General features: G+C 35.4%; 16 protein-coding genes. 10 read left to right on the forward strand and 6 right to left on the reverse strand.

Translation table 11 applies throughout. From position 1 onward, the window contains the following. Position 1: 1 nt before the first annotated feature. From BC781_RS13185 to BC781_RS13210, 6 genes are all read right to left on the reverse strand, one after another. Complete coding sequence (locus BC781_RS13185; RefSeq protein WP_109618454.1) at positions 2–658, reverse strand: hypothetical protein; 657 nt, start codon at positions 656–658, stop codon at positions 2–4. Next, the gene (locus BC781_RS13190) at positions 655–1,485 is read right to left on the reverse strand and encodes an ABC transporter permease (protein ID WP_109618456.1); all 831 of its coding nucleotides are present in this window, start codon (positions 1,483–1,485) and stop codon (positions 655–657) included. The genes BC781_RS13185 and BC781_RS13190 overlap by 4 nt, the downstream gene beginning before the upstream one ends. Then, complete coding sequence (locus BC781_RS13195) at positions 1,478–2,335, reverse strand: ABC transporter ATP-binding protein (RefSeq protein ID WP_109618458.1); 858 nt, start codon at positions 2,333–2,335, stop codon at positions 1,478–1,480. Before BC781_RS13195 ends, BC781_RS13190 begins: the two co-directional genes overlap by 8 nt. Continuing rightward, positions 2,328–2,876: a hypothetical protein gene (locus tag BC781_RS13200; RefSeq protein WP_109618460.1), complete on the reverse strand. Its 549-nt coding sequence runs from the start codon at positions 2,874–2,876 to the stop codon at positions 2,328–2,330. Before BC781_RS13200 ends, BC781_RS13195 begins: the two co-directional genes overlap by 8 nt. Positions 2,877–2,933: 57 nt before the next feature. Then, complete coding sequence (locus BC781_RS13205; RefSeq protein WP_109618462.1) at positions 2,934–3,764, reverse strand: LytR/AlgR family response regulator transcription factor; 831 nt, start codon at positions 3,762–3,764, stop codon at positions 2,934–2,936. 108 nt (positions 3,765–3,872) lie between these two features. Further along, complete coding sequence (locus tag BC781_RS13210) at positions 3,873–4,856, reverse strand: zinc-binding dehydrogenase (RefSeq protein WP_109618464.1); 984 nt, start codon at positions 4,854–4,856, stop codon at positions 3,873–3,875. A gap of 174 nt (positions 4,857–5,030) precedes the next feature. On the opposite strand from BC781_RS13210, the gene BC781_RS13215 reads away from it, so the two are divergent. The 10 genes from BC781_RS13215 to BC781_RS13260 all read left to right on the forward strand — a co-directional run bounded on the left by BC781_RS13215 (position 5,031) and on the right by BC781_RS13260 (position 18,408). After that, the gene (locus BC781_RS13215; protein WP_109618466.1) at positions 5,031–5,849 is read left to right on the forward strand and encodes an ABC transporter ATP-binding protein; all 819 of its coding nucleotides are present in this window, start codon (positions 5,031–5,033) and stop codon (positions 5,847–5,849) included. 1 nt (position 5,850) lies between these two features. Continuing rightward, positions 5,851–6,636 (forward strand): hypothetical protein, encoded by a 786-nt coding sequence (locus BC781_RS13220; RefSeq protein ID WP_109618468.1) that lies wholly within the window; start codon positions 5,851–5,853, stop codon positions 6,634–6,636. Position 6,637: 1 nt separating this feature from the next. Beyond that, positions 6,638–7,006, forward strand: a complete 369-nt coding sequence (locus BC781_RS13225; RefSeq protein WP_109618470.1) for a GntR family transcriptional regulator — start codon at positions 6,638–6,640, stop codon at positions 7,004–7,006. Next, positions 6,993–7,670 (forward strand): head GIN domain-containing protein, encoded by a 678-nt coding sequence (locus BC781_RS13230; protein WP_109618472.1) that lies wholly within the window; start codon positions 6,993–6,995, stop codon positions 7,668–7,670. Before BC781_RS13225 ends, BC781_RS13230 begins: the two co-directional genes overlap by 14 nt. Before the next feature lie 202 nt (positions 7,671–7,872). Continuing rightward, positions 7,873–8,274 carry a DUF1801 domain-containing protein gene (locus BC781_RS13235; protein ID WP_109618474.1) on the forward strand — a complete coding sequence of 134 codons (402 nt, stop codon included), beginning with the start codon at positions 7,873–7,875 and terminating at the stop codon, positions 8,272–8,274. 93 nt (positions 8,275–8,367) lie between these two features. Continuing rightward, complete coding sequence (locus BC781_RS13240) at positions 8,368–9,282, forward strand: ABC transporter ATP-binding protein (RefSeq protein ID WP_109618476.1); 915 nt, start codon at positions 8,368–8,370, stop codon at positions 9,280–9,282. 3 nt (positions 9,283–9,285) lie between these two features. Continuing rightward, on the forward strand, positions 9,286–12,609 hold the full coding sequence (locus BC781_RS13245; protein ID WP_109618478.1) for a golvesin C-terminal-like domain-containing protein: 3,324 nt from the start codon (positions 9,286–9,288) through the stop codon (positions 12,607–12,609). Positions 12,610–12,654: 45 nt separating this feature from the next. Then, positions 12,655–14,187 (forward strand): TolC family protein, encoded by a 1,533-nt coding sequence (locus BC781_RS13250; RefSeq protein WP_109618481.1) that lies wholly within the window; start codon positions 12,655–12,657, stop codon positions 14,185–14,187. A 58-nt stretch (positions 14,188–14,245) separates the two neighbouring features. Beyond that, positions 14,246–15,310 (forward strand): efflux RND transporter periplasmic adaptor subunit, encoded by a 1,065-nt coding sequence (locus tag BC781_RS13255; protein ID WP_109618483.1) that lies wholly within the window; start codon positions 14,246–14,248, stop codon positions 15,308–15,310. Positions 15,311–15,321: 11 nt separating this feature from the next. Continuing rightward, positions 15,322–18,408 carry an efflux RND transporter permease subunit gene (locus BC781_RS13260; protein WP_109618485.1) on the forward strand — a complete coding sequence of 1,029 codons (3,087 nt, stop codon included), beginning with the start codon at positions 15,322–15,324 and terminating at the stop codon, positions 18,406–18,408. The last annotated feature ends 7 nt before the right edge of the window (positions 18,409–18,415 follow it).

Raw genomic sequence — 18,415 nt, forward strand, 5'->3', positions numbered from 1 at the left:
ATTAGTTGAATTGAACTTCTGGATTACTAATCTTGATGAAGATCTTTCCTTCTATTTCACCACTTTCTTTTAAAGCTTTTTTATCTACTTCAATATTTTTTCCCATAAAACTGAGTGGGATTCTCAGTTTATCCATTTCAAAATTAACCTCAATGGCTGAAGGCACAATAGCTTCTTCATTTGCATATGCCATGACTGTCTGATAAGAACCTTCTTTTTTTGTACTTACTTCTGATTTTAAAATTCTATGATTTTTGGTGTCTATAGTGAGTAAAGCGATTGCAAAATCAGAACGAGAATCTGTGGGGATTACATTGATCTGACGACAAGAAATTCCATCAACTTCTACAAGCCCACGATCTGCTGTGATAAATGGAAACTTAAACAGCGATTCTAAAGTGAAATCAAGTCCTTTTCTTGGAACCATCAAAAAGTCCTTTGACTCTAGTTTTGTAGGTTTATCTTTTTTGTAATGTAGCTTAGCACTCTTAGTTGGCATCTGAATGTGTGGAACGTCTATGTCAATTTTCACATCTGCATCAATGGATTGAATAGCATCGAGTCTATTTTTTGTGGCAGATAAAACCGCATCTATTTCTTGTGAAAAAGATGTAAATGATAAGAATGACAGTGTGAGTATAAATATTAAATTTTTCATACTACATCAGATTTACTGAAATAATAGATTCCCAAGCCTGCAAATAACAAGCTGTGAACAATCAATGATAGGCTATTACTAAAAATTGCAGTCCAGTTGATTTCATAGTAGAAGAAGTACTGCCAAGTGTCCATGAGTTTTGGGAAAAACAAAAGTGAAAACCATTCATTTCCAACGTCAACTTTTAAAAGGATATTAGTGAGTACCAGAAAAAGAGCTGCTACTATCCATGTTTTTGTAGCGTCTTTAAAAAAAGTAGCAATACTGAGACTGATAAAAGCATAAAATAGCATGGATAAAAGTCCAGATGAAAATGAGAAGCTGATACGTTTGAATGCTTCCGAAGGAGGAAAAAAGTTAAGTGAGTTTAGATAGACAATTAGTTCTCCTTTTCCGAAGAATAAATATGAAAGGGAAATAGCAGTTAGCCATAAAAAGCATACAACTCCTGCTGTGAAAATAGCGGCAACTAAATATTTTGAAAGGATAAAATGCTTTTTGGGAATAGCTTGCATCAGACTTGTATGAAGGGTTTTATCTCGGTATTCATCGGTGAGCATTCCCGAAATAACTATCATCAGAATCAGTGGTAAATTGAACCACAAAGACTGAAGAACAACGTAGAGAATCAGATTGCCATTCAGCAGATTTCCTTCAAAATAAAAGTTTTGTTTTAGGGTGCTGAGCAACAGTTCAAGAATAGAATTTCCTTGAATGTACGCCACCAACATAATGATCACTTCTAGAATAAAAAGGGCTAGAAGTGCGTAATATGTACGAGCTTGTTTAAATAGTTTATATAGTTCAATTTTTACAATTTCAGTCATCGTATTCTGTAGTGAAAAATGTATCCCACGGCATCAATTGTTTACAGGATTGAATTTGGATTCCTTCCTCTAGCAAACTTTGAAGCAGTTTTGGTAGTTTTTCAGCACTAATTTCTATTTCAACTTTTTGCCCTTCTATTTGATGTTGATAGCCTAAAATACTTTTCGAGTTCTGAATATTTTGAGCAATGATTAAGTAATGTGTAGCGTGCTTTCGGATAATTGAATCTGTACGTCCTTGCTCAATGAGTTTACCTTTTTGTAGAACAAATAATTGTTCAGAAATCAAGTTCAATTCTTCGATTAAGTGCGAGGAAACGAGTATTCCAATATTTTTCTGCTTCGCTAATTCAGAAAGCAAATTTTTTAATTTTTGTGTGCCAGAAGGGTCTAATCCTGAAAAAGGTTCATCAAGTAACAAAAACTCAGGCTGATTAATCATTGCAATGGCAAGTCCCAACCTTTGCTTCATCCCAAGTGAGAAATTTCTGACAGGATCTTTTCTATCAAGCGGTAAATCAACTAATTCAAGAAGATGCTCTAAAGCGGATTGTTGCGTTGGTGCATTCTGGATTTTAGAGAATACATATAAATTTTCAAAGGCACTCAAATGCATGTATAAACCCACATTTTCTATGATAGCCCCAACACATTTCCGTTCTTTTTGAGGGAGAAGAATTTCACCACTTGTAGGACTGATCAGACCACAGATCATTTTGAACAGTGTACTTTTACCTGCTCCATTAGGCCCTAGCAATCCATGAATTTTTCCACCTTCAATTTCAAGGCTAACTTTATCAAGTGCCTTTACTTTGCCGTATGTTTTACTGAGTGCTACCGTCTTAATCATTACTATGGTTGTCTGCGTAAAGTTGATGATAGTCAAACTCAGAGGTATAGAACTTTTCCAGAAATGTTCTTGACCAGAAGTATCTCCTAAAGAAAAATAAAGGGTCTTTTACCATAAAATCTGGAATAAAATGAAACCACCTGTAGCCCATTTTCCAAAAATGATGCTTGATCTGAGATTCCATCCCAAGTTCTAATGCGGCAGTATGTGCGGCTGCTCGTTGACATTTTGAGCCTATAAATCGATTGATAATCCGAGATTGAAAACCGTATTTATAGAGTTGATCTTTGATTCTCTTATAATTCTGAAATCTTGACCAACTATCTGCCAATACAAGGAAAATATGTAGAAATGAGAATAAGAAGAAAGCAATCCAAAAGATTGTCCAAAACACAGAACCCATTGAATAGGCTTTTTCAAGCTGAATCCAATAGACCCAAGATTCTATAAAGAATAGAATCAACGAGGTATGCAACAGCAGTCCCACTCTTAAGTAGGATATGACTTTGGGCGGTTGTTTTGGTATAGCTCGTTTGTGCATAGTCTAGTCGTTCTCAAAAGACTATACAATGTGAGTACTGTGTGTAGTTCCTAGAGCTTAGATGCTTACAGGTTTATTGTTAGAATTTTTATATGAGCTTGAGTGAGGAAGGAAAGAATCTAATTTTTTCTGATACGATTTAGACACAGGCACTTGAATTCCAAAACCCAAGTCAATAGTGACTCCCTTAGTGTTTTTGATGATATTTTGAATATTCTGAGGGTTTATCAGAAAAGAACGGTGAATTCTTGTGAAATGAAGTGCATATTTTTCTTCAATTTTTTTGAGAGAACTTCTCAGTAGCGTTTGTTTATGCTCTTTTTCAGATAAGTAATGGATTTCTACGTAATTGTCAGCTGATTGGATGTAGAGAAGTTGTTCGGTTTTTAGGCTAAAAATATCTTTTCCATTATCAGATTCGAATGAAATGTAGTCATCTAGAGGTGTTGAATCTTTTGTCTTCTCATTGTCTATTTTAAAGATGAAAGAAAGTGAAATGGGAAAAATCATGATCAGAGTATACTCAAAAAGGAGAAGCGTGTAAGCACTCCAAAGTAATTCAGTCCAATTCCAAAAAATATTGAAAAGTAGAAAAGTGATATTTGTCCCTAAGAAGATTTCTAAAGTAAAAAGAACGAAGTATGATTTGAGGGATTTTGATTTAACTCTGTCAAAGAAGAAAAATTCTAAAAGGTAAAAACAAATACTACTTGACAAACCGAAACTGAAAGCTCTAAATAAGAGACTATGCCCCGAATATGAAATACCTTGTTGGATGTCATAAGCTTTATAGATAAAGAGTACGACAAACATAAAGACTCCACTCAGAATAGTCCTAGCCCAAGATTGTGGAGACTTTTTAAAAGCGTTAATGAGTATTGAGAGCATAAAAAAGTAGTATCAGTTTTCGGTTTCTAATTCTCAAAGATTAAAAAAAAGACTTTATCTACCCAAAAATGAATAAATAAAGCCTTCAAATAGTAAGAGTAAAATTGCTTACATTTTCACTACTATTTTACCCACAGTTCTTTTATCTAATATTTTTACAAGTGCATCACCTGCTTCTTCTAAAGAAATAGTTTGAAGTTGAGGAATACATATTTTACCAGCTTTCCACGCTTTATTGAATGCTTTGCCAGCTTCTACAATTGTTTTTCCTCCATCGTATCCATGACCAGCACCAAGGCTTAACTGATGAAATCCTAGACCTTTCATAAAAGCATTATCATATTCTTTGGGGCGAACTGTGCCAACTAGTTCAACCATTTGCCCCTCGAAAGCTAAAGCATTTGCGGCAATGATGTCGTTATCTCCACCTACTGCATCTAATGCTTTGGTAACACCTTTCTGATTGGTGTATTCTTTTACTTTCTCTAAAATATCTTCTGTTTTATAATCTATCACATGATGAGCACCCATTTTCCTCACAAATTCTACATTGTCAGTAGAGCAAACTCCAATAATATTGGGGCAGTTTAAGGCATATTTTGCGATTTGTACGGCTAAAGACCCCACACCTCCAGAACCTCCAATCACAAGCAAAGAGTCTGTATGATCAACTTGAAGTTTATCTACTAAAGCTCTCCATGCAGTCCATCCAGCACAGGGCATGGCGGCAACTTCTTCAACAGAAAACTTTTCGGGACATTTAATCAATGACGAAGATTCATGAATGGCATATTCAGCTAATCCGCCATGAGGTTTGGACATATTACCATGATATTGGACTTTATCCCCAACTTTCCAATCTGAAACCTCAGAACCTACTTCTTCGATAGTTCCTACGACATCTAAACCAACAACCCAATTATCATTCATCTGATCAGGAATCATACTTTTCCAAAATCTGACCTTGGCATCTACAGGATTGAGTCCGCAAGCTTCAACTTTTACTAAAACTTCAGTAGCAGAAGGACTTGGTTTATTGAGCTGTTTAATACTGAATTCATCGGTTGAAGGGTTAAAAGTAAGTGCTTTCATATCATTTATACGTTGATTATTCTTTAAACTGAATTGATGTAGAGATTAGTTCTAAAACTATCATCGAGGAATTTTTTTTAAAAATTTGATGACAAACATTTGGAATTTATGAAAATGCGAATGAATTTTATAGTGCAATAGATCAATAGTGCACTATATTAAAATTTTGTATTTATGATTTCAGTTAAAAATCTTGACTTCCAGTACTCCAAAAGAGCAATGATTTATAATCAGCTTAATCTTGAGTTGGAAGTAGGGAAAATTGTAGGTTTGTTAGGGAAGAACGGCACAGGAAAAAGTACCTTATTCAAATTGATGAGTGGTTTACTTCAACCAAAAAGTGGAAGTATTACTATCTCTGAAACCGATCCTTTCCGCAGAGAACCTTCATTTCTTTCCAAATTGTTTTTTGTCCCAGAGGAATTTGATATGCCTCCGATTCGTGTAAGGGACTTTGTGAAAAATACAGCTGTATTTTATCCTAGGTTCGATTATTCATTGATGAATGAACTCTTGAAGGAATTCTCATTACAGGATGGGCAGAATTTGAAAGGGATGTCTTATGGGCAAAAGAAGAAAGTGATTATCGCTTTTGCACTAGCAACTAAGGCAGAGCTTATTTTGATGGATGAACCTACAAATGGTTTAGATATTCCGTCAAAAAATATCTTTAGAAAAATCATGGCAGGGCATTTTGAAGAAGATCAGCTTATCATGATTTCTACTCACCAAGTAAAAGATATCGATACAATTATAGATCATCTGGTTGTATTGGACGAAGGTGGGGTAATCTACAATGAGTCAATATTTGATCTTACTCAGAAGTATAATTTCCTAACGATCTCAAATGAGAACGCAGTAGATGCCATCTATTCTGAAGCCGTATTAGGAGGTTATAAAGCCATCGTATCGAAACAAGACCACGAAGAAACTCAAGTTGATTTAGAGTTATTCTTCAATGCTTTAATCAGTGATTATAAACAATTTTTTTAAGATGAATAATACTTTTGAATTTAAGCGTTTCCGTGATTTCAGTGTCCGAGAATTTAGCTTCAATAAGCAGTTTTTACTAATGGCAATTACTGCCGTATTCTTTTTTGTGATTGTAGCACTATTCGCGATAAGAGAGTTATCCGTATCTCCTTTAGCTAAGAATGACCTAGTGCCAATGTTTATCATGTCATACTTGGTATTAGGTGTTGTATGGATAAACCGTTCATTTTTACCTTTCCGAAATAGAGAGAAGCTTATCAATTTTCTGACTTTACCAGCTTCACAATTTGAGAAGTTCTTATTTGAATATCTGTCTAAAGTTGTATTTGGCTTGGTCGGGATTCCTGCTATCATTTTATTGGCTTACGTGATAGAGGGGGAAGTACATAAGCTAATTAACTATGACATTAACTATAGTGGTTTAAGCTTTCTGAATGAAATTTTTGGTATTTCTGCTAAAGCCCCAGAACAACGAGTGCTGATAAGAGTATTTGCAGTTGGTTTTCCTTGGACAGTATTGAATATACTTTTTGTCGGAAATTCAGTTTTTACAAAATTCCCAATTGTGAAAACAACGTTGTTTATGGGCGTGTATATACTTCTTCATGTATTCATCTTCTACCAAGTATTAGAAGTATGGGATATGGGAAGATTCATAGGTCAGAACCCAAATTTTATATTAAGTGATAAGCTAACAGCCATGAAGCTAGTGATTGGTTATTTCTTACTGACAAATGTGGTGTTGGTGTATTGTAGTTATTTGAAACTTCAAGAAAAAGTATTGTGAGATGGATTTTAAAAGTACAAAAAGCATCTTTTCTCAAATAGGAGACGATGTAAAAGATAAAATTTTGAGAGGCGAATATCAGGAAACTGCAAAAATACCTTCTACAAGAGAATTGGCAGGTGTTGTAGGTGTAAACCCCAATACTACCATAAAAGCATATGCGGCTCTACAACAAGAAGGAATCATTTTTACCCAGAGAGGTAAAGGATATTTTGTAGCTGAAGGAGCTAAAGAAATTATTCTGGAAAGGAAAAAGAAAGAGTTTTTAGAAGAGATTTTACCCGAAACTGTTGTACAAGCAATGAAGCTTGAAATTTCGTTAGAAGAACTCCAAAACGACATTAAGACATTATATCATGAAAAAAAGTAATATTCTATTAATCACCTTATTCAGTAGTTTTCCACTTCTATTTTTAAGTGTAATATTCCAAGCTTGGGCATCTTTTGATGAGGAAATCACAATGTATGAAACTCATCAGACTACGATACCTTCATTCTCTCATATTCATTTAGATGAAGTTGGGAAATTAAAGTTTGAAACGGCTGAAAATTACGGACTTGAAATAAAGCTCGGGAGAGGGATCACAGATACTGTTGAAGTTCCATATGAAGTAAAGAATGATACTTTATTTATTTCAAAATTGTCAGAGGAAGAAAAAAATAAGGTAATGTGGATTACGGTATCATTACCCAATGAAAATTTATCAATCAGTGCTGATGCCTCAATATTTGAAATTGGTCAATTTAAGGGCGATGCAATAGCTGTGAATTTGAATCACTCTCACTTTAATCAATTTAGTCGACATAATGAGATTTCTAACTTATCTATTGAAGCGAAAGATCGTTCGACTGTGGATATCTATGCTAAATATCAACAAGCAGATTTTAAACTCAATAATTCTAAGATGAGTGTGGAAGGGCCTGTGAATGAGGTGAATTTAGAACTTGAAAATAAAGCATCTGTAAATCTATATGGTAAAGCAGGGAAAACTCAGATTCTGAAAGATGCAACTTCTGAGCTAAGAGTCTATTAGTGAGTTACTAATCAATTCGTTTCTGTCTCAAAACTGAACACTTTTTATTTATTCAGTTTGTGGATTTAGTGTTAAAATCTATTTGTAAATATTTGAAATACCGTATTTTATAGTTTCTTTTTGAAGAAATAGTACAAAAAAATAATTATAGGTTGTAACTTCAATACGATCAGGAGGTCAAATTAAAAAACCAATTCAAAGAATGCACTCACAAAAGATTCATCATCTGGATGAGTTTATAGATTTACTTACAGATGAACACAAGCAGATATTCCAATTTTTGAAAAACCTTATTGAGACTAATCTTCCTCAGATAGAAGAGAGGATAAGCTACAACGTTCCATTTTATTTCAGACACAAAAGAATATGTTACATATGGCCTTCAAGTATTCCTTGGGGTGGAGTAAAAACAGGTGTCGCTCTAGGTATTTGTGCTGGAATTTATCTTTCCAACGAACAAGACTTGATGACTTTTGAGAAAAGAAAGGAAATGGGGAAGGTCATTTTTCAAAGTCTTGAAGAAGTACAGGAAAAGCAAGCTTCGATCATTGAACTACTCAAAGAGGCTTATTATTGGGATGAATTGCAACATAATCTAAAGTAGTTGGTTTAGAATTTATCGACGTTGGTTGAATAAAATTGTAGACTTGAGTTGCCCGATGTTATTTGGAGTATAAACAATTAGAAGAATTTTTCAGTGGAAATTAAAATCAAAGACCTGCATAAAAGATACGATAATGGTTATCATGCTCTCAAAGGTGTGAACTTAACCATTAGAGAAGGTATGTTTGGTTTACTTGGTCCGAATGGAGCAGGGAAATCAAGTCTGATGCGTATTCTTACTGCTATGATGGAACCTAGCTCTGGACTGATTGAAGTTAACGGTTTAGACTTGAATAAACATCGTAAAATGGTAAGGCAATACTTGGGCTATTTACCTCAAGATTTCCGTTTTTTTGCTTCGCTTAAATCATGGGAATTTTTAGACTACGCCGCCTCACTTGCTGGCATGAAAAGTAAGAAGGAACGATCTGCGGCAGTTGAAGAAATGCTCAACGCCGTTGGGCTTTGGGAGTTTAGAAATCGTTATGCTAATAAACTTTCTGGAGGTATGAAACGCCGTTTGGGTATTGCTCAAGCCTTAATCGGAGACCCGAAAATTGTGATTGTAGATGAACCTACAACAGGTCTTGATCCCGATGAGCGTATTCGATTCAGAAATCTTTTGACAGAGCTTAGTCATAAAGATGTGATCATTATTCTTTCCACTCATATTGTTGGAGATATTTCGAGTTCGTGTAATGATATGGGCTTACTGAATCATGGGCATATTGATTTTCAAGGTTCTCCTCGTGAGTTTATGAATATGGCTGAAGGAAAAGTTTGGCAAGTGGAAGTAGATCAAGCTACAATGAATCATATCCAACAACATTTTACAGTAGTGAATACCATGCCTACCGTAAATGGGTGGAATGTTCAATTGATTGCGGATGACATCAGTAATTTAGATGCTAAAAATATTACGCCAGACCTAGAACATGCCTATATGTATTTTATGGAGCAACAAGAAAAAAATACTTCTGAAAATAGTTTTTCATCTTTATCATCTTAAGAAATGTCCTTACATCATATTCTTACAGTAGCTAGATTTGAGGTGAAAATTCTGTTCCGATCGTGGTTTTTCAGAATCTATAGCCTTTTGCTACTTTTTGTATTGACCTTTTTCAACTTGGTCAATTCTGCAACTATACTTCAGACTCCAAACTCATGGAATTTTACAGGGCTAGCTGTTGGTATTCCGTATTTCAGTTTGATGGCATTGAACCTCTCTCAAGGAGTTTTAGCGATTTTTTTAGCGTCCGATTTCTTGAAAAGAGATAAAAAGCTAGATACTACTGCCGTAGTCTACGCCCGACCTATGTCCAATGCTGATTATGTGATCGGGAAGACCTTGAGTATTTTGTGGGTATTTATGGTATTACAAGCAATTGTATTGGCTGAAAGTCTGCTATTCCATTTGTTTGTTTATGATCGCGAAGTGATGTGGTCTGCTTATATTTTCTTGCCATTAGCTTTAGCACTACCGTCATTGGTTTATATTTTGGGATTGTCATTCGTTTTGATGCGTTTACTCAGAAATCAAGCAGTAACATTTCTTGTCTTGTTGTCTTACATCATTGTAACAGTTTGGTATTTAGGAGGGAAGTATTACAATTTCTTTGACTATTTGGCATTACATATTCCATTGGGTTTTTCAGAATTTACTTCTTGGACGGTAACCTCCGATGTGTTGTGGCAAAGAGCATTCTATTTTGTTGTAGGACTTGGGATGATTGGTTTAACAGCTGTTTTGTTAGACCGTCTTTCTGAAAATGTTTGGGCTCCCAGAATTTCAGCAGTAGTTACTGTCGCTATATTTTCTGTGGCAGGTTTCTTAGGTTTTAAATACTTGGATGTCACCAAAGGAAATCTTTCTAGGTTAGAAGAAACAGCAAAATTGAATGATGAGTGGGTAAATAAACGAGTACCTACAATTACGGATTATGATATTTCAGTTTCTCATGCTGGAAATACTTTACAAGCCACTTCCGAACTAACCTTAGCGAATAATCATGCAACAGCACTTAAAAGTTATGTTCTTCATCTAAACTCTGGACTATCCGTTTCAGAAGTAAAAGATCAAGATGGGAAATCTTTGGAGTGGAACAGAGAAAAGCATTTGTTAGAGGTCATTCCTACAAAATCACTTTTACCAAAAACTGCTGATAAGCTCACTATCGTTTATAAAGGAACAATCAACGATGACCTTAATCGATTGAAGGATTTCGAGAAAGAGTCATTCAGAATTTTACATCAAAAAATCACTTATCAATACGCATTTCTACAATCAGATTATGTGCTGTTACCGAGTTCAATTGCTTGGTATCCAAAAGCAGGTGTAGGTTATAGTCCTTCATATCCACTGAAAGAGGTTCAACAGTTTTCGAGTTTCCAAGTGAATGTAGAGACTGAAATGCCAAATGCAACGGTTTTAACTCAAGGGAAATCTTCTGAAAGTAATCCGCAGAAATTCACTTCAGATAGATTGGGTGGAATGTCATTAATTATAGGTGAGTATACTAAAATTGGGAAAGAAATTGATGGTATGGAATATGCCATTTATCATCATAAAAAACATGACTTTTTCAGTAAACAGTTTGATCTTTTAACTGACACACTTGATACCGAAATTACCAAATATAAATCGGACTTTGAGGCTAATCTAGGATTGGATTACCCTTATGAGCGATTCTCAATGGTTGAAATTCCGATTCATGCGGCTCTTTTTGGGACAACCGAAGCAGAACAGATTTGGGTAGGAGAGATGGCTGCGGCATATCCAATGTTTGATTTTAAAGGTTTTGATAAATTCAGAAATAGAAGACGTGGTTCTGGAGGGAATAATAAAGAAGAGGAAGAAGACCCTAAAGTTGCTCAAGTGAAACTTTTCAGAAGAGCAATGAATTCCTTGATGAAAGGAATGGTCGGATTTAATATGGAACTCGGGGATGAGGAAGAACGAAATCCGACAAACCTTCTGAATCTTTTCTATAAAGGAGTTTATTACCTAGATGCTCCCGAATTGCCATACCTTAATGCTTCACTTCAACAATACTTGAAAGAAGAAAATCAGACTGATAAAGGACGTAGAAGATGGGGTTGGTGGGGAATGACTTTCAGTGAAAAGGCAAATAAAAAATTACAGGAAAATTCCTTAGATCAAATTCTGAAAGACGAAGACACTGAAAAAGATATTAAGCTTTATGCAATCAATGCACAAGGTAAAATGATGTTCCATATGCTAAAAAAAGAATTGGGAAGTGAAGCTTTCAGTTCTTATTTGGCAAATAAACTTTCAGATCATCAGTTTCAAGCTTTACCAATCGAAAGTCTGATGGATACATTGGATGATTCGGGTTTGGATATGAGTGATTATTTGAGACCATCAGATAAAAAGTTTGAAATGCCTGCTTATAAGATTCGTGAGGTGGAACAGCATAAGATTGAAGTTGATGAATATGAGCGTTTCCAAATTACAATGGAAATAGAGAACCCGACATCAGTAAACGGATTACTTCAAATCAGTTTAGAACCAAGAGGAGAAGGCGGTAGAAGAAGACGAAGACGAGATAATGATGAAGACAATACGGTTGTTCGTTATCTGAAAATCCCTGCAAATGAAAAGATAAAGGCTGGTTTTGTGATGAACGAACAAATCGGTCGAATGAATGTCGAGACTTTTGTATCTAAAAACATTCCTTCAATCCTACTTTATCGTTTTGAGAAAGTTGAGAAAAATAAGGATATGAAGCCTTTTGAGGGTATTGTAAGCCTTCCAAAAGTGAATTCTGGAATCACTGAAATTGTGGTTGATAACGAAGACAAAGGATTTAGCACGTATTCAAATGTTCAACAAGCAGGATTGCTAGAGCAGTGGATTAATTTCGATAAGAAAGAAAATGACAAGTACAAAGGATTGAATGCTTGGAATCCACCTTCGGTTTGGGAAGCTACAGTTCTTTCTGGTTTTTATGGCGATTATATACAGTCTGCATTTTTTATAAAGCCTGGGAAAGGAGAACAAAAGGTTTCTTGGGAAGCAGAGATTGAGAAAAGAGGAACTTACGAAGTTTATGTCCATCAGAATTTGACAGCCAAACGTAGAGGGAGAAGAAGAGGAAGTGACGATGCTAAGATGTCAGATTATAACTACAAAGTATTTCATGATGACGGAGAAGAAGAAATCACTCAACGCAATGATGACTTTGTAGATGGTTGGAATTACCTCGGTACTTTTTACTACTCAGAAGGTAAAGCCAAAATTGAATTGAGTGACGAAGGTAGTGGCGAAGGAGCCATCATTGCCGATGCTGTCAAATGGGTAAGATTACAAGATTAACTAAAATATAGAGTGTCAGATTATACACACTGAACTTTTTGATAAATGAAAAATAGAGATACAGTGAACAAATTTTTAATGGGCTTGGGCTTATGCTATCTATTATTTATACCCGAGCTAAGCTTTGCACAAAGAGTGGTGACACTTGAGTCTGCATTGCAAATTGCAGAAGAAAATAGCCCAGACTTGATGGAGGTGAAACTTCAATTGGAAAGAAATCAAGAATTACTAAATGCACAGAGAGCTTCTTTGAGAACAAGGTTTGATCTTGATTTAAATCCTTTTAGATATTATAAAAACAGAGAATTTTTTGCCGTAGCCAATGATTGGTTAAATACAGAGCAAATGTCTTCGGAAGGGACTTTTAGAGTAACTCAACCTCTTATTTGGACGGGTGGTTCTGTATCTCTTGAAAATAGATTCTCATTTCAAGATTCTAAAACGAGTGGAGGTCAGTTTGATCAGTTTACAGGAGATCAATCAACTACAGCTTACACCAATAACCTCTATCTGACATTAAATCAACCTATTTTCACTTATAATCAGTTGAAAATGGATTTGGATAGAATTGAGTTGGATTATGAAAATGCATATATGGCGTATGTGATTAGAAGACTAAACCTAGAAGCTAATGTTTCTCAAGCTTTCTATAATGTCTACAATCAGCAGATGCAAGTGATTATCAATGAGGAGGAATATGCAAATCAGAAAGAAAGTCATGATATCATTAAGAATAAAGTAGAAAGTGGACTTCAAGCTAAGGAAGAGCTTTATCAAGCAGAATTGAACTTAGCCACTTCAGAGTCAAATTTGTTTACTGCTCAGATGAATCTTCAAAATGTCTTAGATGACTTTAAAGAAGTAACAGGTCTAGCTTTAGATGAAGAAATTGAAGTATTGACTAAGGTAGAGATCACAGAGATAGATGTAGACTTGGATAGAGCAATTGATTATGGTTTGAATCAAAGGTTAGAACTTCGTCAGAGAGATTTAGATATTAAAAACTCTGAATTTGATTTAATTCAGGCAAAAGCAACTAACGAATTTAAAGGTAATGTAGCCTTAAGATTAGGTCTCATTGGACAAGAAGCTGAGTTAAATAACATCTACGCAAATCCTACAGATGACCAATTGATTTCTATTTCATTATCTGTTCCAATTTTTGATTGGGGAGAAAAGAAATCAAGAGTAAAAGCTGCACAAGCACAAATCAAGTCATCGCAATTGAGCCTAAAGGTTGAAGAACGAAATATTGTGAAGAATCTACGTCAGATTCATAGAGATTTTGGAAACTCTAAACTCCAAATCAAACTAGCGGAGCAAAACCTGAAAAACGCACAATTGACTTACGATATCAATTTAGAAAGATATAGAAACGGTGATCTTACAAGTATTGACTTAAACGTATTTCAGAATCAGCTTTCCGAAAAAAAAATTACTCTTGTAAATGCTCAGATTGATTACAAACTAGCTTTACTCAATATAAAAATCCAATCACTTTGGGATTTTGAATTTGATCAGCCATTCCTTCCAGAAGATATGTGGAAAAACCGAATGGAGTTAGATATCAATAAATAAAATACCACAGAGAAGACATTTAGACTTAGTAATACTAATCGCAAAAGAAATAATAGAAATGAGATATATAGCACACTTTTTAGTAGGATTTGGGTTCATCGGGCTCACAGCATGTGGAAATGCTAATACACAAGAAGAAAGTGAAATTCAGATTCCTGTTTCTGTAGAAATGGTGAAATCTGGACAGATCACAGAATATATTTCGACAACAGGTACTGTAAAACCTTTTAAAGATGTAAGCTTAGTCAATGAGCTAAAAGGAAAATATAATCTGCTTAAAAACCCAAATACAGGAAGAACATTTGCTCTTGGTGATGTGGTAAAAGCTGGAACACCGATCATCAAGATTGAAGATAAAGAATACGAAAATCAGATCAAGATTCAGTCTGTTCAATTACAGCTAGAAACCACAAAGAGAGATTACGATAAACAGGCTTCTTTATACGAAAAAGGTGGTGTGACTTTGACAGAGCTGAAAACAGCAGAACGTTCTTATATCGATGCGAAATACGATGCTGAAAATGCAGAAATTCAACTTTCTAAAATGACAATCAAAGCGCCATTTACAGGTGTAATTGTCAAACTTCCGCATTATACAAAAGGTGTTGAGATTGAAGCGAGTCAAGAGATGCTGTCTATGATGGAATATGCCAATATGTATATGGAGGCGAGCTTACCTGAGAAAGAAATTGGAAATATTTCTGTCAACCAAAAAGTAATGGTTACTCATTATTCGATGGAAGAAGATACAGTTTACGGTAAAGTAAGTGCGATTTCTCCTTCAATTGATGAAGAAACAAGAACTTTCACGGCACAGATTCTAATTGAAAATCCTCAACGAAAATTCAGACCGGGTATGTTCGTAGAGGCAGGGATTGAAGTAGCGAGTAAAGACAGTACAATTGTAATTCCTAAAGATGTGGTTTTAGCTACGCAAAAAGGAAAAACAGTTTATGTAGTTGAGAAGTCTTTGGCAAAACAACGTATTCTGAAAACAGGTCTTGAAAATAACGATGAAATTGAAGTATTAAACGGTTTAGCAAAAGGAGATCGTTTGGTAATAGATGGTTATGAAGTCTTAGGAAATAAGACGAAAGTAAAAGTTTTAAAAAGTAAAAAATAAGCATTGAGATCATGGAAAAACTGACAAGATTTTCGGTCAATTATCCCGTCTCAGTGCTCATGATTGTTTTGGGAATTGTGCTTTTGGGATATATCTCTTTCAGTAAACTGGGAGTGGATTTATTTCCAGATATGAACAACCCAAAAATATATGTGGAACTGAAAAGTGGGGAAAGACCACCAGAAGAAATTGAAAAGCAATTTGTAGATCAGATTGAAACACTTTGTCTGCGTCAGTCAGATGTAGTAGAAGTGGGTTCAGTTTGTCGTACAGGAAAAGCAATCGTTACAGTTTCCTATACTTGGGAAAAAGACATGGACGAAGCTTTTCTTGATCTTCAAAAGGCTTTAAGTGCATTTTCTTTGCAAGAAGGGGTTGATGAACTGAATATTTCTCAGTTCTCACCAAATGAATCGCCAATTATGTTGGTCGGTTTGACACACGAATCGGTAAAGGATATTAATGAGCTAAGAAAAGTAGCCGAAAATTATATCCGTAATGAGCTGATCCGTTTGGAAGGTATTGCTGATGTGCAGTTGGTCGGAAAAGAAGTAGATCAACTTCTGATCGAGACAAAACAATATCTTTTGGATGCTCACGGAGTCACGATTGATGATATTTCAAACAAAATTTCAGCATTCAATAGAAGTGTTTCTGGAGGTTCTATTGAGGAAATGGGATTGAAATATACCGTAAAAGGAATCAATCTTTTCAAGGCTGTGGATGACTTTGAAAGTATCGTGGTTACGCACAAAGTAGACGAGGTAACAAACCTTAAAACACCTGTTTACTTAAAGGATTTAGCAAAAGTATCTTTCTCAAAAGCTGACCCTGAGAATATTGCAAGATTGAATGGGGAGCAATGTATTGGCTTAGCCGTTTATAAAGAACCAAGATTCAATACCGTAAAAGCCCAAGAGTCTTTGACGAAGAGTTTTGATAAAATGAAAAATGCTTTGCCTGGTTATCAATTTGAGGTAATCCAGAACCAAGGGATTTTTATCAATCAAGCAATCAATGAAGTAAAAGATTCGGCAGTTGGAGGTATTCTTTTAGCTATTCTTATTCTCTATGTTTTCCTTCGTAGAATAGGAGTGACTGTGATTATATCTGTAGCAATTCCTGTTTCTGTGATCGCCACTTTCAACTTGATGTATTTCAATGGTCTTACCTTGAATATCATGACACTTGGAGGTCTGGCATTGGGTGCAGGTATGCTTGTTGATAACGCAATTGTTGTGATGGAAAATATATTCCGTCATTTGGAAAAAGGTGCTAGTGTGAAAGATGCAGCCATCAAAGGTACAGCCGAAATGGGTGGTGCAATTACGGCTTCTACACTTACGACAATTGTTGTGTTTCTTCCGATCGTTTATTTACAAGGAGCTTCGGGTGAGTTGTTCAAAGATCAAGCTTGGACGGTAGCATTTTCACTGCTATCATCTCTGTTTGTGGCTATTCTTGTGATTCCAATGCTTGTGAGCAGATTCTTTACTGATAAAACGATTAAAGTAGCAGAGGAAGAGACTACAGAATCTCAAAGTTTGAATGCTTATGGTAGGTTTTTGAAATCAATCATGGCCTATAAATGGGGAATTATCGGATTAGCAGTTTTACTGATTTTTGGAGCTTACCAATTGTTGCCATTTATCGGTAGCGAATATTTCCCTAAAACATCGGGGAAATCATTTACTCTAGAAATGAATCTTTCTGATAATACTTCCTTGAAACAAACTTCTAAAACAGTTCAGAAAATCGAAAAGTTGATTGATGGATTGTACGGAGAACAAGTAAAAACAGTCTATTCGCAAGCGGGACCATCTACCACAGAAGATGATGCTACAATTGCGAAAATGGAAGGTGAAAATACCGCTTATGTAACAGTGATTTTGACTGATTCAGCAACTATCAGCCTAGATAATGCGATGAGAAGTTTGGAAAAAACACTGAATCAGATGGAGGAAGTAGAAATGCGTTTTGTACAACAAGATGCAGCTATCCAAAATATTCTAGGTTCAGAAGAAAGCCCAATTTCTATTGATGTGGTAGGGAAAGACTTAGACGAAATTGTTGAAATTACACAGAAAGTAAAGGCTATATTAGTTCAAGTTGAAAATGTCTTCAACGTGGAAACTTCTGTAGAAGGAGGTTCTCCTGAATTAGAAGTTACCGTAGATCGTTTGCAAGCTGGTTTGTATAATCTTTCTGTAGACGGAATTACTACACAAGTCAAAGATCAGTTGGATGGACACGAAGTAGGTTCTTTTGAGCATGAAGGCGAGATGAAAGATATTCAAATCAAATTGCCAGAAATGTCTTTGAAGGATTTAGAAAATATAAAGTTGAGCATAGGTACACAAGATATTCGTTTGGCAGAAGTGACGAAAATGGACTTCAAAACTTCGCCAAAAGCAATCTTGAGAAATAATCAGAATAGAATCGGAAGAGTGAGTGCTCAGATTCAAGGTGATGTTCCATTAGATCAAATGGTGACTAAGGTGAAAACAGAGTTAGACAAAATGGAATTACCAAACGGAATCAAATTGGTATACGGAGGAGAAGAAGCCAAACGTGAAGAAGCGATGGCTGGACTTACTTTCGCACTGATTCTGTCTATTGTCTTAGTTTATATGGTAATGGCATCTCAGTTTGAATCTTTGGTACATCCTTTTACCATTTTATTATCTATTCCTTTGGCTGCTGTAGGTTCTGTATTTGCCTTTTTCATTTTTGGAAAAGCATTCAGTTTGATGGCATTTATCGGCTTAATTATGCTTGCAGGTATTTCGGTAAATGATGCAATTGTTTTGGTAGATACCATCAATCAGCAAAAGAAGAAAGGAGCTGATTTGAGAGTTGGAATTATTCTAGCTTCTCAACAAAGACTTCGTCCGATCTTGATGACTAGTTTGACTACAATTTTAGCTTTACTTCCTATGATTTTCGGATTTGGAGATGGAGCAGAATTGCGTCAACCAATGGCATTGGCTGTGATCGGAGGTTTGATCACTTCTACATTGCTTACGCTTGTCGTTATTCCATGTTATTATGAAGTGATTGAGAAAGCTTATCAGAAAGTGATGAATTTGATCTCTTAAACACATT

The organism is Sediminitomix flava (assembly GCF_003149185.1).
Lineage (GTDB): Bacteria > Bacteroidota > Bacteroidia > Cytophagales > Flammeovirgaceae > Sediminitomix > Sediminitomix flava.